General features: G+C 66.7%; 19 protein-coding genes and 1 tRNA gene. 9 read left to right on the plus strand and 11 right to left on the minus strand.

All coding sequences use genetic code 11. The annotated features are described in order from the left end of the window. Positions 1-43: 43 nt before the first annotated feature. Positions 44-2,497, minus strand: coding sequence for a Lon protease family protein (locus ACI766_RS24720; RefSeq protein WP_003105114.1), 2,454 nt, complete (start codon positions 2,495-2,497; stop codon positions 44-46). A gap of 98 nt (positions 2,498-2,595) precedes the next feature. Then, a complete protein-coding gene (locus ACI766_RS24725) occupies positions 2,596-2,922 on the minus strand; it encodes a TraR/DksA family transcriptional regulator (protein WP_003112819.1) in 327 nt (108 codons plus the stop codon). A gap of 234 nt (positions 2,923-3,156) precedes the next feature. Here ACI766_RS24725 and ACI766_RS24730 point away from each other — a divergent pair, with 234 nt between their 5' ends. Together ACI766_RS24730 and ACI766_RS24735 are read left to right on the plus strand one after the other, a co-directional pair. Next, positions 3,157-3,645 carry a DUF3015 domain-containing protein gene (locus ACI766_RS24730; protein WP_009875834.1) on the plus strand — a complete coding sequence of 163 codons (489 nt, stop codon included), beginning with the start codon at positions 3,157-3,159 and terminating at the stop codon, positions 3,643-3,645. Positions 3,646-3,703: 58 nt separating this feature from the next. Continuing rightward, positions 3,704-5,560 (plus strand): DUF4105 domain-containing protein, encoded by a 1,857-nt coding sequence (locus tag ACI766_RS24735; protein WP_003094784.1) that lies wholly within the window; start codon positions 3,704-3,706, stop codon positions 5,558-5,560. Here ACI766_RS24735 and ACI766_RS24740 read toward each other — a convergent pair. Then, complete coding sequence (locus tag ACI766_RS24740; protein WP_004352744.1) at positions 5,554-6,108, minus strand: NADAR family protein; 555 nt, start codon at positions 6,106-6,108, stop codon at positions 5,554-5,556. The two genes, ACI766_RS24735 and ACI766_RS24740, sit on opposite strands and share 7 nt — an antisense overlap. Before the next feature lie 55 nt (positions 6,109-6,163). Beyond that, a complete protein-coding gene (gene rtcR / locus ACI766_RS24745) occupies positions 6,164-7,759 on the minus strand; it encodes an RNA repair transcriptional activator RtcR (protein WP_016852122.1) in 1,596 nt (531 codons plus the stop codon). Positions 7,760-8,073: 314 nt separating this feature from the next. Here rtcR and ACI766_RS24750 point away from each other — a divergent pair. The 7 genes from ACI766_RS24750 to ccpA all read left to right on the plus strand — a co-directional run bounded on the left by ACI766_RS24750 (position 8,074) and on the right by ccpA (position 14,348). Continuing rightward, a tRNA-Arg gene (locus ACI766_RS24750) sits at positions 8,074-8,147 on the plus strand. A 271-nt stretch (positions 8,148-8,418) separates the two neighbouring features. Further along, positions 8,419-9,564, plus strand: a complete 1,146-nt coding sequence (locus ACI766_RS24755) for a slipin family protein (RefSeq protein ID WP_003119411.1) — start codon at positions 8,419-8,421, stop codon at positions 9,562-9,564. A 55-nt stretch (positions 9,565-9,619) separates the two neighbouring features. Then, positions 9,620-10,834, plus strand: coding sequence for an RtcB family protein (locus ACI766_RS24760; RefSeq protein ID WP_003161782.1), 1,215 nt, complete (start codon positions 9,620-9,622; stop codon positions 10,832-10,834). A 36-nt stretch (positions 10,835-10,870) separates the two neighbouring features. Beyond that, entirely contained in the window at positions 10,871-11,683 is an 813-nt protein-coding gene (locus ACI766_RS24765; RefSeq protein ID WP_003105094.1) for a nucleotidyltransferase domain-containing protein, read from the plus strand. Next, positions 11,680-12,705, plus strand: a complete 1,026-nt coding sequence (gene rtcA, locus ACI766_RS24770) for an RNA 3'-terminal phosphate cyclase (protein WP_023087808.1) — start codon at positions 11,680-11,682, stop codon at positions 12,703-12,705. The genes ACI766_RS24765 and rtcA overlap by 4 nt, the downstream gene beginning before the upstream one ends. 101 nt (positions 12,706-12,806) lie before the next feature. Next, positions 12,807-13,184 carry a hypothetical protein gene (locus tag ACI766_RS24775; protein WP_003107850.1) on the plus strand — a complete coding sequence of 126 codons (378 nt, stop codon included), beginning with the start codon at positions 12,807-12,809 and terminating at the stop codon, positions 13,182-13,184. 123 nt (positions 13,185-13,307) lie between these two features. Further along, positions 13,308-14,348 (plus strand): cytochrome-c peroxidase CcpA, encoded by a 1,041-nt coding sequence (ccpA, locus tag ACI766_RS24780; protein ID WP_003094815.1) that lies wholly within the window; start codon positions 13,308-13,310, stop codon positions 14,346-14,348. A 58-nt stretch (positions 14,349-14,406) separates the two neighbouring features. Here the strand turns inward: ccpA and gdhA are convergent, their stop codons facing one another. The 7 genes from gdhA to ACI766_RS24815 all read right to left on the minus strand — a co-directional run bounded on the left by gdhA (position 14,407) and on the right by ACI766_RS24815 (position 23,393). Beyond that, a complete protein-coding gene (gdhA, locus tag ACI766_RS24785; RefSeq protein ID WP_003116276.1) occupies positions 14,407-15,744 on the minus strand; it encodes an NADP-specific glutamate dehydrogenase in 1,338 nt (445 codons plus the stop codon). A gap of 295 nt (positions 15,745-16,039) precedes the next feature. Beyond that, complete coding sequence (locus ACI766_RS24790; protein ID WP_003141567.1) at positions 16,040-17,431, minus strand: outer membrane protein transport protein; 1,392 nt, start codon at positions 17,429-17,431, stop codon at positions 16,040-16,042. A 259-nt stretch (positions 17,432-17,690) separates the two neighbouring features. After that, a complete protein-coding gene (gene praA / locus ACI766_RS24795; protein ID WP_003119407.1) occupies positions 17,691-18,179 on the minus strand; it encodes an alkane oxidation protein activator PraA in 489 nt (162 codons plus the stop codon). A 596-nt stretch (positions 18,180-18,775) separates the two neighbouring features. Beyond that, positions 18,776-20,053, minus strand: coding sequence for an efflux RND transporter periplasmic adaptor subunit (locus ACI766_RS24800; RefSeq protein WP_003116277.1), 1,278 nt, complete (start codon positions 20,051-20,053; stop codon positions 18,776-18,778). Beyond that, positions 20,043-21,524, minus strand: coding sequence for a TolC family protein (locus ACI766_RS24805; RefSeq protein ID WP_003456774.1), 1,482 nt, complete (start codon positions 21,522-21,524; stop codon positions 20,043-20,045). The genes ACI766_RS24800 and ACI766_RS24805 overlap by 11 nt, the downstream gene beginning before the upstream one ends. Beyond that, positions 21,517-22,710, minus strand: coding sequence for an ABC transporter permease (locus tag ACI766_RS24810; RefSeq protein WP_016852126.1), 1,194 nt, complete (start codon positions 22,708-22,710; stop codon positions 21,517-21,519). Before ACI766_RS24810 ends, ACI766_RS24805 begins: the two co-directional genes overlap by 8 nt. Then, the gene (locus ACI766_RS24815; protein WP_003103142.1) at positions 22,707-23,393 is read right to left on the minus strand and encodes an ABC transporter ATP-binding protein; all 687 of its coding nucleotides are present in this window, start codon (positions 23,391-23,393) and stop codon (positions 22,707-22,709) included. The genes ACI766_RS24810 and ACI766_RS24815 overlap by 4 nt, the downstream gene beginning before the upstream one ends. Positions 23,394-23,828: the final 435 nt, after the last annotated feature.

The raw sequence follows: 23,828 nt of genomic DNA on the forward strand, positions 1-23,828 counted from the left end.
CTTTCCAGCCCCGCCCTCGACAGGTTCCGACAGCGCGCCAGGCTCAGTCCTTCTTCGCCGCGGCCTTGTCCTTCGCCACGACGGTCTCTTTCTCCGCCGGTTTGTCCTTTTCCTTGTCGTCCTCTTCCATGCCGAGTTCGGATATCTCCTGCAAGCGCGCCACGACCAGATCGTTCACGCTGCCTTTCGGGAAGCGTCCCTTCTCGTCCTGGGCACCGACCGGCTTGCCCACCAGCAGCGCCAGCGCCTCGTCCACCTCGCGCACCGCGTAGACGTGGAACTGCCCGGCGCGCACCGCCTGCAACACGCGCTCGTCGAGCATCAGGGTAGTGACGTTGGCGCGCGGGATGATCACACCCTGTTCGCCGGTCAGGCCGCGCGCTTCGCAGAGGCGGAAGAAGCCCTCGATCTTCTCGTTGACGCCGCCGACCGCCTGCACCTCGCCGAACTGGTTGATCGAGCCGGTAATGGCGAAGCACTGCTTCAAGGGCGTCCGCGACAGCGCCGAGATCAGCGTGCAGACCTCGCCCAGCGAGGCGCTGTCGCCGTCCACGTAGCCGTAGGATTGTTCCAGGGCGATGCTGGCGGAGATTTCCAGGGGGAACTCCTGGGCGTAGCGGCTACCCAGGTAGCCGGTAAGGATCATCACACCCTTGGAGTGGATCGGCTGGCCGAGGTTGACTTCGCGCTCGATATCGACGATGCCGCTGCTGCCCGGATAAACGGTCGCGGAAATCCGCGCCGGCACGCCGAACACCGAGTCGCCCACCTCCAGCACGGTCAGTCCGTTGCACTTGCCGACCGCGGCGCCAGCGGTGTCGATCAGGATGATCCCCGCCAGCATGTCGTCGAGGATCCGCGCCGACACCCGTCCGGTGCGGGTCTGCTTGGCCTTGAGGGCACGCTCGATGTGGCCGAGCTGGATCACCTCCTCGTTCGCCAGCTGACGGATGAAATCGGCTTCGCTGACCAACTGGAACAGATCGCCGATCCGTGCCGAAAGCCGCCCCTGGTGCTCGGCCAGGCGCGCGCTGTAGGTCGCCAGTCGCGCCACCGCCGCGCCGCTGAGGGGCGCCATGCCCTCTTCCGAGGTGCGCGTCTTGAGCAACTGGGCGAACTGTTCGAGGCTGTCCTCGCCCAGCGGGATGTCCTCGTCGAAGTCCACCAGTACCCGGAACATCTCCTGGAAGTCCGGATCGAGGTCCTGCAGGGTGTAGTAGATCTGCCGCGAGCCGATGATGATCACCTTCAGTTGCAGCGGGATCACCTGGGGGGTCAGGGAAACCGCAGCCAGGCGGCCGAGTTCGGCCAGCGGCGACTCCATCTTCAACTGGCGCGACTGCAGGGCACGCTTGAGCGCGTCCCAGACGAACGGCTCGCCAAGCATCTTTTCCGCTTCCAGGATCAGGAAGCCGCCGTTGGCCCGGTGCAGCGCCCCCGGACGCAACTGCCGGTAGCTGGTGTAGAGCGCCCCCTGGTCCGAGCTGTACTCGATGCGGCCGAACAGGTTGTCGTAGGTCGGGTGCGACTCGAACACCACCGGCGCGCCGCTGGTCGCGTGGTGGACGATGGCCTGGTTCGGCGCGTACTGCTCGATCAGCCCTTGCTTGCGCTGGGCGTCGGTGCGGCTGTCGTCGACCAGTTGGTCGACCACGGTCTTCAGCAGGTTCAGTTGCATCGCCTGCAGGTAGGCGCAGACGCCCGGGTTGTTGTTGTACTTCTCCACCAGAGGCGCCAGCAGGGGCTGCAGGGCCAGGGTGATGGTTTCCTCGTTGAGCTCGCGCAACTGGTTGCTCGACTCGCGCTTCCACTGCGGCAGGCTCGCCAGTTCCTCGTTGAGGTACTCCTCGAGGGCGGCGATATCCTTGTGGAAACGCTCGCGCTCGGCTTCGGGCAACTGGGCGAATTCGGCCTCGTCGAGGGCCTTGCCGTCCTTCATCGGGGTGAAGGCGACGTTGGCGCTGTCGCGGTACAGCGCCACGTCCTTCTCCAGGGCGCGCCGCTCCACCGAGTCCAGGGCGCGGTCGTAGCGCTGGTTGAAAGCGCGGTCGACGGCGTTCTTCTTCTGCTGGTAGGCCGGATGCTCGAAGACCGCCGGGAAGGTCGACATCAGGTTGTCGATCAGACGGTCGATGTCGGCGCTGAATTCGGTCGCGCTGCCCGGCGGCAGCTCGATCACCCGAGGTTCGCGCGGCTCGTCGAAATTGTTCAGGTAGACCCAGTCGGAGGGCGTGGCGACGCGCTTGCCCTCGGCTTGCAGATAGCGTTTGACGAAGGAGAAGCGTCCGGTCCCCGGCTCGCCCATGACGAATACGTTGTAACCCGGACGCGGCATCGCCACACCGAACTGCAGCGCCTCGACCGCACGCTCCTGGCCCAGCACGCCGCGGAAGGGCTCCAGGTCATCGGTGGTGTCGAAGGCGAATTGCTCGGGAGCGAACGGGCGGGTCAGTTCTTCTGGCGCCAGGCGCAGGCCGGCAGCGACGGAATCGGGCATCGGGAATCCTTGCATCGGGCGGCAGATCGCCGCGGGGTGTCGTCGCCCGCATTCTCCCCCCAGCCTCGCGCCACTGACAAGGCGCGGATGGCGCTATCTCACCGATGTACCAGGTCGGCGCAGCGCAGGCAGTATTCCGCCGCAGGCAGGGCGGCCAGGCGCGCCGGTTCGATAGCCTCGCCACAGCGCTCGCACTGGCCGTAGCGACCTTCCGCCAGGCGCAGGCGGGCCAGGCCGACCTGGCGCATCCCCGCCTCCGCCTCGGCGAGCAGGCCTTCGAGCACTTCGTCGTTCTGGCGCTGCACCGCCTGCTCGGCAAAGTCCGGCGAATGGCTGCGCGCCAGGTCCCGGCGGATCGCCGCGGCGCGTGCCGCGTACTCGGTCGCCAGGGTTTCCAGGGCGGTAGCGGGGTCGAAAGCGCTCATATCCACCTCCTGCATGAGGAACGGCTGACCAAGGCCGGTTTCGCTCAGACCGACCAGAACTTTCCCAAGTCTGGACGGTTCCAAGCGGATTGCCGCTGACGCCGGTCAATTTTCGCCCGGCATTGCGCGCTGCCACCCATTCGGTGCCTTGACACCCCGGTGGCATTCCGAAAAGCTCACGGCGTCGCTGGCCCGCTCCAGATGGCTCCGATCCACCTCAAGAGAGAACAAACGATGAAACGGATTCTGCTCGGTACCCTGTTCGCCGCCGCCTCCTTCAACGCTTTCGCCGACGCTCCCGGCGGCGCCGGCTGCGGCTGGGGCAACATGCTCTTCAAAGGCCAGCGCGGCGTGGCCACCCACGTGGTCGCGGCGACCACCAACGGTACTTCCGGCAACAACACCTTCGGCATGACCACCGGCACCAACGGCTGCCATACCAACGGCGCGCTGTCCTATGGCGGCAAGCCCCTGCTGGTGCTCGGCAGCATGATGGACGAGCTCTCCGAAGACATGGCCAAGGGCAATGGCGAAGCGCTGACCACCTATGCCGTGGTGCTGGGCGTGCAACCGCAGGACCGCGAGCACTTCGCCGCCGTCACCCATGAGCATTTCTCCGAGATCTTCAACAAGACCGACGCCACCGCCGCCGACGTCTATGCCAACACCCAGGCGATCCTGAAACAGGACGCCCGCCTGGCCAAGTACGCCGAGCAGGCCTGAGCCTCGCCGCCTGCCCGTTCGCGGGCAGGCCCCTTTCCCCAAGCATTAAGCCTTGCCGATGCCGAAACGCCTGTTGCCCTGGATGGCGCTGTGCGCCTGCTCCCCCCTTCTGGCTGCGCCCACGGTTCCCGAGGCCCGCCTCCAGCAACTGGCCGCCGATCCCTACTGGATCGCCCTCGGCCACTACGAACGCGGCAAGCTCGGCGGTTGGCGCAGCTACGTCGACGACGAGCGGTTCTTCCTCGCCGACAACGGCGAGAGCCACCCGGACGCCGAACTGGCGGCCACGCTAAAGGCGCTCTATGCCTCGCCCAGCCTTGGCGACAAGCACGCTCAGTGCGTCTACCCGGCGCGCACCCGCTGGCTGCGCCAGCAACTGCAACTCGACGACCTGCCGCAGCCGCAGTGCGGCGAATACGACAACTGGTACCGCGACATCAACCCGCACAGCGCGGTGCTGGTGTTCCCCGCGGCCTACCTGAACAGCCCGTCGTCGATGTTCGGCCACACCCTGCTGCGCATCGACCAGGCCGACGTCACCAGCAACAACACTGCCCTGCTCAGCTACGCGCTGAACTTCGGCGCCTACATCGAAGGCATGGACAACAGCATCCTCTATGCCTGGAAAGGCCTGATGGGCGGCTATCCCGGCCTGTTCGCGCTGGTCCCGTACCGGGAGAAGCTGGCCGAATACAGCCGCCTGGAGAACCGCGACCTCTGGGAATACAAGCTGAACCTGACGCCCGAGGAGACCGGGCGCATGGTCGAACACGTCTGGGAACTCAAGCAGGTCCGCTTCGACTACTACTTCTTCGACGAGAACTGTTCGTTCCGCCTGCTCGAACTGATGGAGATCGCCCGCCCGGGCATCGAGCTGACCGAGCAGTTCCCGCTTACCGCGATCCCCACCGACACCGTCCGCGCGGTGAAGAACGCCGGGCTGATCGAGCGCATCGACTACCGGCCGTCGCGCGAGAAGGAACTGCTCGCCCGCGCCGAACCGCTCGACCATGCCGAGCGCGACTGGGCCAAGCGCCTGGCGGACGACGACAGCCTGCTCGACGCTCCCGACTTCAAGGCCCTGCCGATGCCGCGCCAGGCGCTGATCCAGGACGCCGCCTTCCGCCTGGTGCGCTACCGCGCCACCGGTCAGGCGCGTGACAGCGGCATCGCCTCGCGCAGCTACAACCTGTTGCGTGCGATCAACCGCAACCCGCCGCCGGACCTCCAGGTCGAGCGCCCCGGCCAGCCGGAAGACGGCCACGAGTCACGGACCTGGCAGTTCGGCGTCGGCAGCCGCGATGACCGCGCCTTCGCCGAGTACGGCCTGCGCATGGCCTACCATGACCTCGCCGATAACGCCTATGGCTTCCCCCTCGGCGCGCAGATCGAGATCGGCCAGCTCAAGCTGCGCCAGTACGAAGGCAACCGCTGGCAGTTGCAGAATCTCGACCTGGTCACCATCCGCTCGCTGACCCCGCGCAACCAGTTGCTCAAGCCGCTGTCCTGGCAGGTCGCCGGCGGCCTGGAGCGGGTGCCGGGCGAGGACGGCGACGAAAACCTGGTCAGCCACCTGAACGGCGGCGCCGGCGGCAGCTGGATGTTCGGCGACGACCTGCTGCTCTACGCCATGGGCACCGCGCGGATCGAGAACAACAGGGACTTCGCCGCCGCCATCGCCCCGGCGGTGGGCTTCGACAGCGGCCTGCTGTGGCGCAACCCGCTGGGCAACCTGACCCTGGAGGCCAAGGGCGACTACTTCCACAACGGTGAAGTGCGCCGCAGCCTGGGCTTCGTCCAGCAGGTGGAGCTGGGCCGCGACCTCGGCCTGCGCCTGAGCGCCGAACGCGAGTTCAGCCATGTCGGCAAGCCGATCAACGAGGTGAAGCTGGAGCTGCGCTGGTACTACTACTGAGCCAGCCTCCGGCGCACCTCCATCAGGGCGAAGCCGAGCAGGTTGAGGCCTTGCCAGGTCGCCGGCTCGGCTGCCAGGGGATCGCTCGCGGCCAGGCCGATGCCCCAGATCGCGTCCACCGGGCTGGCCTCGACCAGCACCCGGTCGGCGGTGCCCAGAAGGTATTTCTTCAGCGAAGCGTTCTGGCCGAACTTGCCGAGGTTGCCTTCGATCACGATTCCCACCCGCTCGGCGTTCCAGCGTGCCTCGTCGAAGCCGGCGACTTCGCGGCCGAGGGCCTTCGCCTCGCCTGGGCTGCGCGCCGCCAGGATGCGCTCGAGCAACCTAGGGTCGTCGAACAAGCGTGCCTTGGCCGCCATCATGTAATGCTCGGCGCTGGCGTAGCGCACCCCGTCGAGCTTGAACGAAGCCTCGTACCACTGGCTGAAACAGCTCTTGCCGACCTTGTCATCCGTCGCCGGGCGATGTCCCCAGAAATACAGGTATTTGAAGCTTTCGCCGGCCGCGCAGCGCTGGCGCAGCCGCTCGACGTCCATTATCTCGCTCATCGGCATTCGTCCCTGGAGCCCGTGAAAAGACGCCAAGGATATCCCGAAGTGGTGTTCAGGCGCGTATCTGCGCCCAGTCCAGGCCGAAACGCGCCAGGTACTTGCGCAGCCGGTCGGCGTCGTTGGGGTTGCGCTTGTCCTGGCGCGAAACGGCAAACAGCCGGCGTCCCGCCTCGGAAAGGGTCTTAGCCCCGCGGCACACCTCCAGCACCGCCTGCAGTTGCAGGCGGTCGAACAGATCCAGGACCTCCACCCGCTGCCCCAGCAGATCGGCCAGTGGCTCCCGGCCCGCATCGAGCCCCCAGGCCTGGCGCAGGCGGAGGATCTCCTCCTCGACCAGCGCCTCGTCGATCCGCCCGCTGTCGGCCAGGGTCGCCATCCGTGTGATGGAAGCCGACAGCTCGCGGAAGTTGCCGGCCCAGCGCGCTTCGCTGGAACCGGCGAAGGCCAGGTAGCGACGCTTGGCCTCCAGGTTGAAACGCACCTGCCGCCCTTGCTCGCGGGCGTGCCGCTCCAGTTCGAAGTCGATGTTCGGCTCGATGTCCTCGCGGCGTCCAGCCAGGCCCGGCAGCTCGAAGGTCCACAGGTTGATGCGGGCGAACAGGTCCTCGCGGAACAGGCCTTCGGCCACTCGTCCGCGCAAGTCGCGGTGGGTCCCGGCGATAAGCTGGAAGTCGCTCTCCACCTCACGGTCCGAACCCAGCGGGAAGAAGCGCTTCTCTTCGATAGCCTTGAGCAGCATCGCCTGTTCGTCGGCGCCCAGCTCGCCGATCTCGTCGAGGAACAGCATGCCACCGTCGGCTGCGCGCAGCAGGCCTTCGCGCGCATTCTGCGCGCCGGTGAAGGCGCCCTTGACGTGACCGAACAGTGCCGACATCGCGCCGTCGCCGCGCAAGGTGGCGCAGTTGACCTCGACGAAACGCCCGTCGAGCTGGTGCCGGCTGCGCTTGAGTTCATAGATGCGCCGGGCGAGGAACGATTTGCCGGCACCGGTCGGCCCCACCAGCAGCATGGGTGCCCGCGAACGCACGGCGACCCGCTCGATCTGCTCGATGGAGCGGTTGAAAGCGGCATTGCGCGTGGCGATTCCCGACTTGAGAAAAGCCAGGCTTTCCTCCTGTTCGCGGCGGAACCGCGAGGCGATGCGGTCGTAGCGGGACAGGTCGAGGTCGATCAGCGTCGCCGAGCCCTCGGGATGGCGCGCCTCGTCCTTGCGCCGCGACGGCGAGGTCTGCACCAGCCGGGCCGGCAGGTAGCGCGCCTCGGTAAGGAGGAACCAGCAGATCTGCGCGACATGGGTCCCGGTGGTGATATGCACCAGGTAGTCCTCGCGCTCGGTGTCGAAGGGGTAGGCGCTGACGAAATCGTGCAGGGCGCCATAGACCTCCTCGAAGTCCCAGGGGTTGCGCAGTTCCATCTGCTGCAGGCGGACCTCGGTATGCGGCGACACCGCGGCGATGTCGGCGCGAATCCGCTCGGCCAGGCCGAGGTCGCGGGCGTCGTTGCCGTGGATCAGTTCGAGGCGGTCGATCAGCAGGTCCGGCTGCTGGCACAGGCCGATGCTCGGCCGCCACTTTTGCCAGCGCGCCGCGCCCTTGCCGAGACGGTCGAGGGTGGCGCCGATGAAGCCGATGGCGACCGTGCGTTTCATCACTGCTTATCCTTCAAGATAAAGATCGATATGAAAATATATAGAAATAGCCAGGCATCTCTCCATCGAATTCGCCGACGAAGCGCAATAAAAAATTTATTCACCTTTAAAATCAAACAGTTAAGCAAGAAACAGTCTCATCGATAAAAACCTGGCACGCCGCTCGCTATATCCATTTCGACCGCATCGCCCATGCAGGCCGACGGGTCGGGACTCCAGTCCCGCCGGTGCCCGAGCCCACCCCTGGTGTCGGCGTCGTGCATGCCGCCCGCAACAACGACGGTCATTCGCGAATGACGGCAATGCCGCTTCGCGGTTCGATAGCTCAGCCTGGTAGAGCAACCATCCACGAAATGGTCTGTCGCGGGTTCGACTCCCGCTCGAACGTTGCCTTAACGGCAATCACTCAATGGCAACACCCGCCGGTGTGGCCGAGGCGAACTGCGCAAGCGGCCAGGAAGGCCGGAGAACGCAAGGGAGCCGAAGCCGCCGCCGGCCCGTCCGGCCCGCGGTTCGGGCACGGGGCAAGGCAGGCCGGGGATCGAGGGAATCGATCGTATGGACAGGACGTCCGCCAGGCCAACCTCCTCCGCGCTCCACCCACGACGCTCGACGGGCCGGCAACACCGGCACCACGGAAGAATGAAAGGAATGAAGAGATGAAAATGCTGAAGCGCTTTATCGTGAAGAAGAACGAACGCGGCCTGCTGTATTCCGAAGGCGACTTCCTCGCCGTGCTCGAACCGGGCACCTACCGCCGCTTCGATCCGTACGACCGCCTGAGCCTGGAAAGCTTCAGCCTGAACACCCCGCAGTTTGAACACCGCCTGGCCGGCTACCTGCGGCAGAGCGAACCGCAACTGGTGGAGCGCTACTTCACCCGGATGGACCTGGGCGACAACGAGGCCGGCCTGCGCTACGAGGACGGCGTGCTGGTGGAGTTGCTCGCACCGGGCAGCCGCCGACTGTACTGGAAAGGCCAGACCGAGCAGCGCCTGGAGCGCATCGACCTGACCCAGGACTATCGATTGTCCGCCGCGCTGGTCGCCCAGTTGCACCAGCCGAACCTGCGCGACCGCGCCCTGGCGGGCCTGGACGCAGTGTTGCTGGTCCAGGTGCCGGCGTTCCAGGTCGGCGTGCTCAAGGTCGACGGCGCCCTTGCCGGCCTGCTGCAAGCTGGACAATACGGTTTCTGGCGCTACAACCGGCAAGTCAGCGTGGAACTGGTCGACACCCGTATCCAGGCGCTGGAGGTCAGCGGCCAGGAGATCCTCACCCGCGACAAGGTCAGCCTGCGCCTGAACCTCGCCGCCAACTGGCGCTACAGCGACGTGCTCACCGCCTTCTCGCGGCTGAGCAAACCGCTGGAGTATCTGTACCGCGAGCTGCAGTTCGGCCTGCGGGCGGCAGTGGGCACCCGTACCCTCGACGAACTGCTGGAGAACAAGCAGTCGATCGACGAAGCGGTCAGCGCCCACCTGGCCGCCAAGCTGGAAGACAGCGGCCTGGAAGTGAGCGGCCTGGGCGTGCGCGACATCATCCTCCCGGGCGAAATGAAGACCCTGCTGGCGCAGGTGGTGGAGGCGGAGAAGGCGGCCCAGGCCAATGTGATCCGCCGCCGCGAGGAAACCTCGGCGACCCGCTCGCTGCTGAATACCGCGAAGGTCATGGAGGAAAACCCGACCGCGCTGCGTCTGAAGGAACTGGAAACCCTGGAGCGGGTGGCCGAGCGCATCGACCGGATTTCGGTATTCGGTGGCCTGGACCAGGTATTGAACGGACTGGTCACGCTGAAGCAGGCCTGATCACGAACGATAGCCGCGCCGTCGACAAGACGGCGCGGAGCACAAGGAAAGCACGATGAAAGACATGAATATCCTCGAAGTGGCCGGCGGCAAGCCGATCAAGCTCTGGACCCAGGGCGTCCCGGTGGAGGAGGAAGCGCGCCAGCAGTTGCTGAACACGGCGAAGATGCCCTTCATCTTCAAGCACCTGGCGGTGATGCCTGACGTACACCTGGGCAAGGGCTCGACCATCGGTAGCGTGATCCCTACCCTCGGCGCGATCATCCCGGCCGCGGTGGGCGTGGATATCGGCTGCGGAATGATCGCCGCGCGCACCTCGCTGGTCGCTGCCGACCTGCCGGACAACCTGCACGGCCTGCGCAGCGCCATCGAGCAGGCGGTACCCCACGGCAAGACCTTCGGCCGCCGCGACCGCGGCGCCTGGCACGAGGTACCGGAGGCCGCCGACCAGGCCTGGAAGGCGCTCGCCGGTCGCTTCAAGGCGATCACCGACAAGCACCCGAGGCTGGAGAAGACCAACAACCGCCAGCACCTGGGAACCCTCGGCACCGGCAACCACTTCATCGAGGTCTGCCTGGACGAGGCCGACCGCGTCTGGTTCATGCTGCACAGCGGTTCGCGCGGGGTCGGCAACGCCATCGGCAACCTGTTCATCGAACTGGCCAAGGCGGACATGCGCCAGCACATCGCCAACCTGCCGGACAAGGACCTGGCCTACTTCGAGGAAGGCAGCCGGCACTTCGACGACTACGTGGAAGCGGTCGGCTGGGCCCAGGATTTCGCCCGGCAGAACCGCGCGCTGATGATGCACGCGGCGATCGAGGCGGCGCGCCAGGTGATCCGCAAGCCGTTCGAAGCCAACCTGGAGGCGGTCGATTGCCACCACAACTACGTGCAGAAGGAGCGCCACTTCGGCCAGGAGGTACTGGTCACCCGCAAAGGCGCGGTGTCCGCGCAGAAGGGCCAGCTCGGCATCATTCCCGGCTCGATGGGGGCGAAGAGCTTCATCGTCCGCGGCCTCGGCAACCAGGAAGCGTTCTGCTCGTGCAGCCACGGCGCCGGGCGGACCATGAGCCGGACCAAGGCGAAGAAGGTCTTCAGCGTCGCCGACCAGGCGCGCGCCACCGCCCACGTCGAATGCCGCAAGGACGCCGACGTGATCGACGAGATCCCGATGGCCTACAAGGACATCGACCGGGTCATGGAAGCCCAGCGCGAGCTGGTGGAAGTGCTGCACACCCTGCGTCAGGTGGTGTGCGTGAAAGGATGACGGGCGCCCTGTGGCGCCCGCTGGGGAAGAATCGAAATGAACAGGGAAGAACGCCATCCGCTCCCCGCCGCCATGCGCGAGCGGGTACTGGATGAGCTGGAACGGATCGAACGCGAGCACGACGTAGTCGTGCTCTACGCCTGCGAGTCGGGCAGCCGGGCCTGGGGCTTCGCTTCGCCGGACAGCGACTACGACGTACGCTTCGTCTATGTGCATCAGCCCGAGTGGTATCAGCGCGTCGAGGAACCTCGCGACGTGATAGAACGTCCGCTGAGCGACGAGCTGGACATCAGCGGCTGGGAACTGCGCAAGGCGTTGCGCCTGATGCGCAAATCCAACCCGGCCCTGCTGGAGTGGCTCGGCTCGCCGCTGGTGTATCGGGAAGAGCCTGGCGTGCGCGAGGAACTGCTCTGGCTGGGCAGCGCCTTTCACTCCGTACCAGGCAGTCGCCATCACTACCTGTCGATGGCACGCAAGAACTACCGGGGCTACCTGAAGGGCGACAGCGTCCGGCTGAAGAAATACCTCTACGTCCTGCGTCCGTTGTTCGCGGTGCGTTGGCTGGATGCAGGCCTGGGCTTGCCGCCGGTGGCGTTCGAGAGGCTAGTGGAAGCCACGCTGGACGATCCGTCGCTGCGCGAAGAACTGGATGCCCTGCTGAGCCTCAAGCGTCAGCGCGACGAATCGGCCTACGGCCCTCCGCGCCTGGCGCTGCAACGCTTCATCGAAGCGGAGTTGCTCCAGGCCGAACGAGGGGCCACCCAACCAACCGGCGCGCGCCAGGACAGCCGACTGCTGGATCGCTACCTCCACGACAAGATATGGCAATACACAAGGGAAACCTCATGAGAAAGGACCTCATCGAACTCGACGGCAGCGAAGGCGGCGGGCAGATCCTGCGTAGCGCCCTGAGCCTGTCGATGACCAGCGGCCAGCCGCTGCGCATCCGCAACATCCGTGGCCGGCGCAGCCGTCCGGGGCTGCTGCGGCAGCACCTCACCGCGGTGCGCGCGGCGGCGGAAATCTGCGCGGCCGAGGTCGAGGGTGCCGAGCTCGGCTCACGCGAGCTGGCGTTCCGGCCCGGTGCGATCCGCGCCGGCGACTACGCCTTCGCCATCGGCTCCGCCGGCAGTTGCTCGCTGGTACTGCAAACCCTGCTGCCGGCGCTGCTCGCGGCCAACGGCGAAAGCCGGGTGAGGATCAGCGGCGGCACCCACAATCCACTGGCGCCGCCGGCGGACTTTCTCCGCGACAGCTGGCTGCCGCTGTTGCAGCGGATGGGCGCGGAAGTCGACCTGGAACTGCTGCGCCACGGCTTCGTACCCGCCGGCGGTGGCGAGCTGCTGGCGCGGGTACGCCCGGCACGCTGGCGGCCGCTGCAACTGGAGCATCCCGGCGCGGCGCTGCGGCGCCAGGCGCGGGCGCTGCTCGCCGGGATTCCCGGGCACGTCGGCGAGCGTGAGCTGGAGAGGGTCCGCCAGCGCCTCGGTTGGAGCGACGAAGAACGCCAGCTGGAGTTCCTCGCGGAGGACCAGGGGCCGGGCAACGCCCTGCTGCTGCGGATCGACTGCGAGCACATCTGCGCGACCTTCTGCGCCTTCGGCCAGGCCGGCGTCAGCGCCGAACGGGTGGCGGAACAGGTCGCGACGCAAGCCATCGGCTGGATGGAAAGCGGCTGCGCGGCGGACGAGCACCTCGCCAACCAATTGCTGCTGCCCATGGCCCTGGCCGGCGCCGGCAGCTTCACCACGCCGCGGCTGAGCGCCCATCTGCAAAGCAACCGCCGGGTTATCGAACGCTTCCTGCCGGTGAGGATCGGCGACCAGGCGCTGGACGGCGGCGGTCATCGCATCGTCATCACATCGGCTTGACGAATTCCTCACCAATGCCGACCTAGACTCGCGCCGGACCTGCCAGCGGGCCCGGCGCGAATCTCCGGGAGCCCCATCCCGGCGGTCGAGGAGTCCCGGCCATGTCTTCTTCGCGTCTCGGCGTGCTTGTCCTCGCCCTGATCCTGCTCACCGCCACCCTGCTCGGCGGCTGCGAAAGCACCCACCAATACCTGCTCGCCAAGGGCTACCCGCCCGCCTATGCCGACGGTTTCGACGATGGCTGCGGTAGCGGCCGCCAGGCGGCCGGCTCGATCAGCGGCGAATTCCGCAAGGACGTCCCCCGCTACCTGCGCGAGGCGATCTACGCCAGCGGCTGGGGCGACGGCTTCGAGCAATGCCGGTCGATGGCGCGGAGCGAAGAGCGGCGGCGTTTCGAGGAGCGCCAGTGGGACGACCGCGACGACGATTGGCAGCGCGACCGCGACCGCGCGTTGGCCCGGGCCTTGCGCGAGCGCTGAAGCACGCTGCGACAACCATCCGCAGCACCGATCCCGGTGCGCTTGATCCACGTCAAGCCGGGCAGCGCGCCGCTGGCCTCTCCTCACAGGACCGGTTGTAACGCCTGATAAGGAGAAAAAAAGATGCAGTCCTCGCAACTGCTCCCGCTTGGCAGCCTGTTGCTGTCGTTCGCCACGCCCCTCGCCCAGGCCGATGCCCTGCACGACCAGGCCAGCGCGCTGTTCAAACCCATCCCCGAGCAGGTCACCGAGCTACGCGGCCAGCCCATCAGCGAGCAACAGCGCGAACTCGGCAAGAAACTGTTCTTCGACCCGCGCCTGTCACGCAGCCATGTGCTCAGCTGCAACACCTGCCACAACGTCGGCACCGGCGGCGCCGACAACGTACCGACGTCGGTCGGTCACGGCTGGCAGAAGGGGCCACGCAATTCACCGACGGTCTTCAACGCCGTGTTCAATGCCGCGCAGTTCTGGGATGGCCGTGCCAAGGACCTGGGGGAGCAGGCCAAGGGTCCGATCCAGAACAGCGTCGAGATGCACAGTACCCCGCAGTTGGTCGAACAGACCCTGGGCAGCATCCCGGAATACGTGGACGCCTTCCGCAAGGCCTTCCCCAAGGCCGGCAAGCCGGTCAGCTTCGACAACATGGCGCTGGCCATCGAGGCCTACGAGGCGACCCTGGTGACTCCGGACTCGCCCTTCGACCTGTATCTCAAGGGCGACGACAAGGCCCTCGACGCACAGCAGAAGAAAGGCCTCAAGGCATTCATGGACAGTGGCTGCAGCGCCTGCCACAACGGCATCAACCTGGGCGGCCAGGCCTACTTCCCGTTCGGCCTGGTGAAGAAGCCCGACGCCAGCGTGCTGCCCAGCGGCGACAAGGGCCGCTTCGCCGTGACCAAGACCCAGAGCGACGAGTACGTATTCCGCGCCGCGCCCCTGCGCAACGTCGCCCTCACCGCGCCGTACTTCCACAGCGGCCAGGTCTGGGAACTCAAGGACGCGGTGGCGATCATGGGCAACGCCCAGCTCGGCAAGCAGTTGGCGCCGGACGACGTGGAGAACATCGTCGCCTTCCTGCACAGCCTGAGCGGCAAGCAGCCGCGCGTCGAATATCCGCTGCTGCCGGCCAGCACGGAGACCACGCCGCGTCCCGCGGAATAACCGCCACAAGGAAAAACGGGGCTCCCCTGGAGCCCCGTTTTTCCTCTATGGGACGACCTCAGACCACGCCCTGCGCCAGCATCGCATCGGCGACCTTGACGAAGCCGGCGATGTTCGCCCCCTTCACGTAGTTGACCCGCCCCTGCTCCTCGCCGTACAGCAGGCAGGCATGGTGGATCGACTGCATGATGCCGTGCAGCTTGGTATCCACCTCGCCCTCGCTCCAACGCAGGCGCATGGCGTTCTGCGACATCTCCAGGCCGCTCACCGCCACCCCGCCGGCGTTCGACGCCTTGCCCGGCGCGTAGAGGATGCCGGCCTCGAGGAACAGGTCGACGGCTTCCAGGGTCGAGGGCATGTTGGCGCCTTCGGCGACACAGACGCAGCCGTTGGCCAGCAGGCGCCGCGCATCCTCGGCATCCAGTTCGTTCTGGGTCGCGCAGGGCAGCGCGATATCGCAGGCCAGGCCCCAGGGCCGGCTCCCTTCGAGAAACTGCAGGGAAAACTGCTCCGCCATCTCGCGGATGCGCCCGCGGCGCACGTTCTTCAGCTCCATCAGGTATTCCCACTGCTCGTCGGAGAGCCCCGCCTCGGCATACAGGGTGCCTTCGGAATCGGACAGCGAGATCACCTTGCCGCCCATTTCCATGACCTTGCGCGCCGCGTACTGGGCGACGTTGCCCGAGCCGGAGATCGCCACCCGCTGGCCGTCGAAGCCGCGGCCACGATCCTTGAGCATTTCCTGGGCGAAGTAGACGCAGCCGAAGCCGGTCGCCTCCGGGCGGATCAGGCTGCCGCCATAGCTCAGGCCCTTGCCGGTCAGCACCGAGGTGAACTGGTTGGACAGGCGCTTGTACTGGCCGAACAGGTAGCCGATCTCACGCGCGCCGACGCCGATGTCGCCGGCCGGCACGTCCAGGTCGGCGCCGACGTGGCGGTACAGCTCGCTCATGAACGACTGGCAGAAACGCATCACCTCGGCGTCGCTCTTGCCCTTCGGATCGAAGTCGGAGCCGCCCTTGCCGCCGCCCATGGGCAGAGTGGTCAGGGAGTTCTTGAAGACCTGCTCGAAGGCGAGGAACTTCAGCACCCCGAGGTTGACCGAGGGATGGAAGCGCAGGCCGCCCTTGTAGGGGCCGATGGCGCTGCTCATCTGCACCCGGTAGCCACGGTTGACCCGTACCCGGCCCTGGTCGTCGACCCAGGGTACGCGGAACAGGATCGCCCGCTCGGGTTCGACGATGCGTTCGATGATGCCGGCTTCCAGGTAGTGCGGGTTGGCCTCGAGGAACGGCCAGAGGGAACGCAGCACCTCTTCCACCGCCTGGTGGAATTCGGGCTGATCGGGATCGCGCCGCTTCAGGCGCTCGAGGAAAGCGTCGACGGATTGCGTCATTTTTCTCACCGGTTTCTAGTTTTGTGAACAATTTTTTGCGCGTGACTCTAACAAGCCAGGCGGCACCTAGAAAGTGCGAAATGACGCATTGATGAATCTTTATGGTGCAAAACTGAAACTTTCCGGGTCCGCCAGAACGGCTCGGGCCAGAGCACGCGCCCGGAACCAGGCTGCCTCCCGGGCGGGCCACGCACTGTTGAAGGGCGACGAAAGCACCGTTCGCGTGCATCCCGGCGCCAGATGCGAAAGGGCCTCCCCCGCCAGGGGGAGGCCCTTCCTCTACCTACGGCCGGGTCTAGAAGTCGTAGGTCGCGGACAGGCTGAACACCTGTCCCTTGCTGGTTGCCCTGCCATCCAGCCGCCCGCCGCCCAGGCGATCCTGGTTGACCGTCTTCAACGGCACCTCCTTGACGAATTGCCGCGAGTAGGCCGCGTCGATCGACAACTCCGGCATCGACTGAAAGCGATAGCCGGCGCCCAGGGAGGCGAAGTAGCGATCGCCGTCGGGAATCCGCGGGTCGCGGGTGGCATTGTGGGTCGGCGTCTGGTCGTAGGCGACCCCGGCGCGCATGGTCCACTGTTCGGTCACCTTGTAGTCGCCGCCCACCGCCAGGGTCCAGGTGTTCCGGTAGGTGTAGGGGATGGAGACGATCGTGTTGCCGTGGGACTTGAGGGTCAGGTCCTGGAACGACGACCACTCGGTCCAGGTGGCGCTGGCGCCCAGGCTCAGACGGTCGTTGAACTGGTGTACCCAATCCAGCGAGGCGTAGGCGGGGATATCCAGGCGCGCCGAGGCGGAAGCGCCCATGCGCAGGTCCAGGCCCGGATAGGCCAGGCCCGGGGTGCCGCCCTCGATGGCGCCCTCGGTCAGTCCACCGTCGTGGTCGTAGAGGTTGTAGTGCCCCTTCAGCTTGTTGCGGATCTTCGCGTGGTAGGCGAAGCCCAGGGTGTCGCGGTCGGTCGGCTTCCAAACCGCGCCGGCGAAGAAGCCGGGCGAGGTGTTGTCCACCTTGACCCGCATCAGCGCGGACGAGTTCGAGGCCGGGAACGGAATCCCGCCCATGCCCGGGGAGTTGGCGGCCGAGGCATAGAGATCGAGGTTCTGGCTGACGAAGCCGGAGGTGCGCTGGATGATCACCCCGGCGCCCAGGGAGAAGTTGTCGTTGACCTTGAACGACAGGGAGCCGGTCAGGCCGATCGTCTCGATCTTGGTGTCCACCGCGAAATCGCGGCCTTTCCAGTTCGGGTCCCAGGTGCTGCGCATTCCCATCGGAACGACCTGGCTCAGACCGAAGGCGAAGCGGTCGTTGATCGGTACGACCAGGAAGCCGGTCGGCAGCCACGCGCCGAATCCGGCCTGGCCGCCATCGTTGGTACCCAGCTCGGGGGTGCCCGGCCCGTCCTGGTAGCCGCCGGTCATGGGATTACCCTGGTAGTCGTAGGCATCGCCGTTGTACTTGATGTCGATATCGGCGTAGTTGACCGTCAACTGGGCGATCCGCTTGTCGATGAACGCCATGGCCGCCGGGTTGTTGAACGCGGCGCTCGGATCGTTGGGAAACAGCGAGCCGCCTGCCATCGCACGGCCCCAGCCCGCCGTGTTGGTGGTCGGCACCATGAAGCCGCCGGCTTGCGCCTGGGACGTGCCGAACAGTCCGCCGACGATCAGGGCGCAGAGCAATGGCAATGGTTTTCTGGCAAACAGGCAGGAAATATCGTTTTTGTTGTTCAAGGTTTCACCCCTGGTGGACTGCTAGTGCACGGGGCACGATGGTCGGCCTGCTTGAGCGTCCTGGCGGACACCCTCCCCCAGACCGTTTTCCATGTGCGAACGAGATTCTGCGCCGCTTCCGGCGGAAACTCCCTCGGACCTGCCGGCCCGCGAAGGACGCCTGGCAGCGGGAGCGCGAAACCGCTGGCGCCGAGGGCGCCAGCGGCAGCCCGGATTACGGGTTGACTACGAAGGCCGGGGTCGGCTTCACGCTCAGGCTGTTGATCTTGCAGTTGCCTGCCAGCGACTGATTGCTGGCGCTGAGGGTATTGGTGGCGTTGCTCCAGGAACCGTTGACGGTGCTCGGGCCACAGGTAGAGGAGAGAATCTTGAAGCCGACGCCATCGACCTTGCCGGCGGTGGTGCTGGAAACGGTCAGCTTCCACGGCAGGCCGGTCATCTGCGGCACGCTGCACAGGGTGTTGCTGCCGCTGACGGTGACGCTGTCGATCGAGGCATAGGAACCATCGGCGGCGGTCTTGCCCTTGAAGGTGATGTTGCAGGTCACTGGCAGATTGAGCGACGCCGGCGAGCTCACGCTGATGGTGCCAGGTGCGGTGAAGGCCGAGTTGACCGGGGTGATGGTGGCCGCGCTGGCCATGGACGAAACGCTCAGGCAGAGAGCAAGAGCAGCAAAGGACGGCAGGGACTTGATGGATTTCATTGTTTTGTATCCTTCCAGTGAGTTGGCAACGCTCGCGGTTGCCGAGCCTTGATCATGCGGCAGGATCGTCGCCGACCCGCCCCCACGACCACCTTGTGCCTTCCCGTCCGATCCACCTGCCAGGCGAACCACACCACCCGCCTTGGCCGTGCGTACCGGGATCGGGAGAGGCTTTACCTCATGAGTCCTATCCGGTGCCGACGCTGACGGTCCCCACGACGAGCCGGGACAGACCGGATATCGGAAAGATCCGATAGGGTTTGCCAACCCGCCGCGCCTCGAGATGCCCACCTGGCCGACCTCCGCGAACGCAGGCCTGACAGGGCTGGCAATCACCACGAAGGGGCAGTGGACCAGTCAACGACGGGAGCCAGAGTACGGTCAGCGCGGCTCTGGAAAAGCCTAGCGAAAGAAGGGGGTTGCCCCTCCGAAGGAAGGTCGGTGAATGCCGTGGAGGGCGGACGAAGCGTCGTCGCGAAGGAATCCTGATACCTCTGTCAACATCCGCGTCGGGAAGAAACGCACCATGACGGGGCGTACCTACCAGAATTGGCAGCTCGCGAAGCCACCCAGCCAACCCAAAGTTAGGTTGCCAACTATCGGTCGGACGAGGACGGCACGCGAACGAGACCCGGCTGCAACTCGAACACCTCCACGCCCTCCGGCGTGGAGCGTCCGATCTTGACCTGTTGCGCCATCACGCTGGCGCCGGGAGCCTGGCGAAAGTCCACGAACAGCCGGTCACCCTCGTGGCGTATCGCCTCCGGCGGCACGACGATGGCCTGTTCGTTGCGATAGGTGGTGACCGTCAGCTTGGCGCTCATTCCCAGACGAATCTTCTGCAACTGGCGGGGATCAAGCGGCGCTACCGACACTGTCACCTCGAACTGCGGGCTGCCTCCCTGGGCCATGCCGGGCAGAGCCTGACCACCGAGGGCGGCGATGACGCCCGCCAGCGTGGTGCCCTCGAAGCCGTCGCCACTGATTTCCACCGCCTGCCCTTCGCGCAACTGGTTGATATCCAGTTCGGAAACCTTCGCAGATACCTTCAGCCGCTCGACGCTGGCCAGGCCGAACAACGCCTGGCCCTGCCCCAGCTTGCTACCGGCCTGCACCGGTTCGCGGCTGCCCTGCTCGCCAGCCAGGCCGGGCGCCGCGACGACGATACCGGCAAAGGGCGCGCGCACCGTACGGCCATCCAGCTGGGCCTGCAGCGTCTCGTATTTCACGCTGGCGTTGGCCAGGTCCATTTCGGCGATCTGGCGATTCTCGCCCTGCCCCTTGGCGCGGGTCGACTCCACTTCCCGCCGGGCCGCCTCCAGGTCCATGCGCTGCTGGCTGGCCTGTTGTTCGAGATCGTCGAGTTCGTTGCGCGGGACGATCCCGCGCTGGAACAGCTCGCGGGTCTCGCGCAACTTGCGCTCGGTGCTGCTCTGCGCCAGCTGCGCGCTGCGCAGGGCACGACGGACCCGCGCCATGTCCTCGCCACGCTCCCAGTCGCGCAGGTCCTGCAGGGTGCGACGGGCCTTGAGCAACGCCGACTGTGCCTCGCGCACCTGCACGGCGATCTCGCGGGTGTCCATGCGCAGCAGCTCCTGTCCTTCCGCGACCCGCTGTCCCGGCTCCACCAGCAGCGCCTCGACATTGCCGGCGAAGGGCGCCGCCAGGGTCACCACGCGCCCCGGTTCCAGGCGTCCGACCAGGCCGATCTGATGCACCAGCGGGGCCGCCCGTACGGCGACCCAGCGCTCCCCTTCCGTGCGTTTCGCGGTGCCGCCGGCGAGGACCAGCCAGGCCAGCGCCGCGACAACCGCCAGGCCGGCGGCGAGCGACAATGCCGGCCGGCGCAGGAAGGAAAACCGGTCAGTGGTCATTGAGCGAAATCTCCCAGCTATCCAGGGTCATGCCGACGATCAGGTCGAGCTGCGTCTGCGCATTGAGAAACGAGATCAGGGCATTCAATTGGGTGTTCTCGACGTTGCGCAGGTCGGTCTCGAAGCTCAGCACCTGGAAGTTGCTCGAACGCCCGACGCGCAGCTTTTCCCGTTCGATCTCCAGCTTGCGCCGCGACAACGCGGTGGCGCGCTGGGCGATCTGGTACTGGCGCCAGCGCGTGCCGAGGTCGCGCACCGCATCGATGACGTTCTGCTCCAGGGTCTGCCGGGCATCCTCGATCAGGATCTTCTGGTTCTCTACGTCGACCTGGGCGCGCACCTCGGCCTGCCGGCGGCTGAGGTCGCCGATGGGAATTTCCACCTGTACCCCGGCGTAGCTGTCCCAGCTGCGTGAATTGTCGCCACCGCCCTCGCTGTAGCGGTCGCGGATCTGGCTGGCGCCGCCCACCAGCGAGACATCCCACAGGCGCTGGTTCTTCGCCAGCACCAGGTTGAGGTCGGCCTGGCGACTGCCGATCAGGCGTTGCAGGTATTCCGGTTGCTGCTGCAGGGCGGTCCTGATCGCCTGCTGGCGGTCGACCTCGATCGGCGTGGCGGCCAGCGCATCGCTGGCGCGGATTTGCGTCGACAGGTCCAGCGCCAGCAGTTGCAGCAGGGCCAGGCGTGCGCTGTCGACCTGGTTGGTGGACTCCTCGACATTGAGCTCCTGGCTGGCGACGTCGGCCTCGGTCTGCACGATCTCGAATTCGGCCATTCGCCCGGCGCGGATCATCGCCCGGTTGACCTCGAGCAGCTCCTGGGTCCGCGCCAGGGCTTCGCGAGCGATGCGCGCCTGCTCCTGGGCGCGCAGCAGCTCCCGGTAGGCGCCGATGACCTGGCTGATGGTCTGCGACACGCTGGCCTTGAGTTGCAGGCGATTGGCGTCTTCGGAGAGACGTGCCAGGCGCAGCGGCGCGGTGGTGACGTCCCAGCCCGCATCGCGCAGCAACGGCTGGACGACGGTCAGGTCGAGGCCATCGCTGCGGTAGCGCCCGGCCTCGTCGGCGGTGCGGAACTGCTTGACCCAGGCCAGGCTGAAGCGAGTGCCATATTCGCCAAGCAGGGTCGCGGTGGGCGAGACATTGCTGGTCCTCGTGCGGTCTTCGGTGGCGCGGTTGGCGCGATAGTCGCCGCGCACCACCAGCTTCGGGTTGAAGGCGTCGGCGGCGACGCGCAGGTCGAACTTCTGCGCGATCCGTTGCAGGTAGGCGCTACGGATTCCACGGTTGTTGCGCAGGCCAAGATAGACCGCGTCGCTCAGGCTGAGGTCGATCACCTGCTCGCTGAGCAGCACCGACCTGCCCTGCTCGCGGGCCATGCTCGGTACGTCCGGACTCAGCGCCGGGTTGACGCTGGCCGCCACCGGAAGAGCGGCGACCAGCCACAGCACGCCCAGGCCCCACCTATTCATCGCGCAGCGCCTCGACCGGTTGCAGGCGAGCCGCCGAGACCGCCGGATAGAGCCCGAAGAACAGCCCCACCAGCAGGGTACTGCCCATCCCCAGCGGCAGGGCCGCGTAGGCCAGGGAGAAGGTCCAGCCGGAGAACCTGGCGTAGAGATACGCAGCCGCCACGCCGAGCACCGCGCCCGACAGCGCGCCCGCGGCGGTCAGGGTCACCGCCTCGATCAGGAACAGGTTGCGGATGTCCCGCTGGCGCGCGCCCAGCGCCATGCGCACGCCGATTTCCCGGCGGCGTTCGGCGACACTCATCAGCATCACGTTCATCACTCCGACGCCGCCGCCGAGCAGGGAGATGATCCCCAGTCCGGCCAGCAGGTAGGTGAAGGTCCGGGTCTGCCGCTTGAGTCCATCGAGCACCTGCTGCGAGACCTGGACCTGCGCCTCGTGGCCGGGCAACCGCGCCGTCAGGGCCGCGCCCAGGGCCGCGCCGACGCTATAGACGTCCGCTCCCGGCGAGACCCGCGCCACCACATGGCTGACCTCGGCGGCCGGCTGCAGGCGCGGCATGCCCGGCGCCGGCACGAACAGCGAGTCGTTGGCGGCGAACGGCAAGAGAGCGGCGCTGGCCTGCGGCTGGAGAATGCCGATCACGCGAAACAGATAGTCGTTGACCGTCAGTTGCTCGCCGAGGCGCAGCGGATCGCCGGGCGCCCCCAGGGCCTCGGCGATTGTCGCGCCCACCACCACGTAGGTGTCGTGATCGTCGAAGCGCGAGAGGAAACGTCCTTCGCGCAGCCGCAGCCTGGCGGCAGCCGCGAGCCCGGCGCTGGCGCCGACGATACTGGCGTTGCTGGTGCGTCCGTGAAAGGTCACCGGCGCCGAGTACAGGCCCAGCGCCGCCAGGTGCTCCAGACCGGCCACGTCGCGGAGCAGCGGTTCGGTGTCGAGCGACGCCGGCATCGGCATCGGCGCCTGCGGGGCGAACGGGAACTGCACCACCAGGGTGTCGGTGCCCATGTCCTTGAAGATGCTCATCGCTTCGTCGGTCGCGTTGCTGCCGATGTTCAGCATCGCGATCACCGATGAACAGCCCATGACGATACCCAGCAACGCCAGCAGCGAGCGGCGCCCCAGCCCGCGAAGACTGGCGAGGGCCTCGTGAAGCAATTGCCGGGGCGACGGGCTGGAGCTCACCGGCAGGCCTCCGCCAGGTCCTCGTGCACCTCGCCATGCCGCACTGTCAGTTGGCGCCCGAGACGGGCGGCCAGGCTGGGATCATGGGTGACCACCACCAGGGTCACCTGGCGCTCGCGGTTGAGGGTGAGGAGCAGCTCCAGCACTTCTTTCGCGGTGCTCGCGTCGAGGTTGCCGGTTGGTTCGTCGGCGAGGATCAGCGCCGGCTCGCCGACCAGCGCGCGAGCGATGGCGACGCGCTGCCGCTGGCCGCCGGAAAGGTCCGCCGGACGATGGCCGGCGCGCTCGGCCAGGCCGACCCGGGCGAGCATCGCCTCGGCCCGCTCCAGTGCCTCGCGGCGCGGCATCCCTCGATAGCTCAGGGGCAGCGCGACGTTGTCCAGCGCGTTCAGCCGCGGCAACAGGTTGAAGCTCTGGAAGACGAAGCCGATCAGGCGGTTGCGGATCGCCGCCAGTCGGTCCCCGTCGACGCTGAAGATGTCGTGCTCGGCGAAGCGGTAGGCACCGCTGTCCGGGCGGTCGAGCAGGCCGAGGATATTCAGCAGGGTGCTCTTGCCCGAGCCCGACGCGCCGACGATCGCGCAGCTTTCTCCGGGAAAGATGTCCAGGCAGACGTCTTTCAGTATCTGCAGCGGCTGCCCCCCCAGGAGGTAGCCCTTGCCGATCCCCCGCAGGGAGATCAATGATTCGTGCTTGTTTGTTGTTGGCATTCGCACCCGACCGCTCGCATCCCTTCAAGGCCCGCCCGGTCGTACCGCCGCAAGGCCGGCGATACAGGCCGAACGGCCATACTGCTGATGATGGAGACAGCGCACAAGCCGCCACCACCGGCAACGCTACCCCGAGGCGCCAGCGCCGAGCGAAGGTAGCGGCTGGTCCGCCCGGCCAATGCCGGTACTCGATTCCGCCGGGCTTCGCCATATGGCGCGGCCTCTCCGGGCAGGCGGTATTGAGCGCACGGATCGGCTGCGCAGACCACTAGCAGAGCTGACACCATCGCAGCCGTCGATGCACCCCCATCTTTAGTTAGGTGAAGGCTCAGGCATGCTGCGTGGGAGCCTCCCCCGGGTACCGCCGATGGAGGTGTCCCTGCGCAGTTCCCATGTTCCCCAGCGCAT

Source organism: Pseudomonas sp. DL, from assembly GCF_047199225.1.
GTDB lineage: Bacteria > Pseudomonadota > Gammaproteobacteria > Pseudomonadales > Pseudomonadaceae > Pseudomonas > Pseudomonas aeruginosa.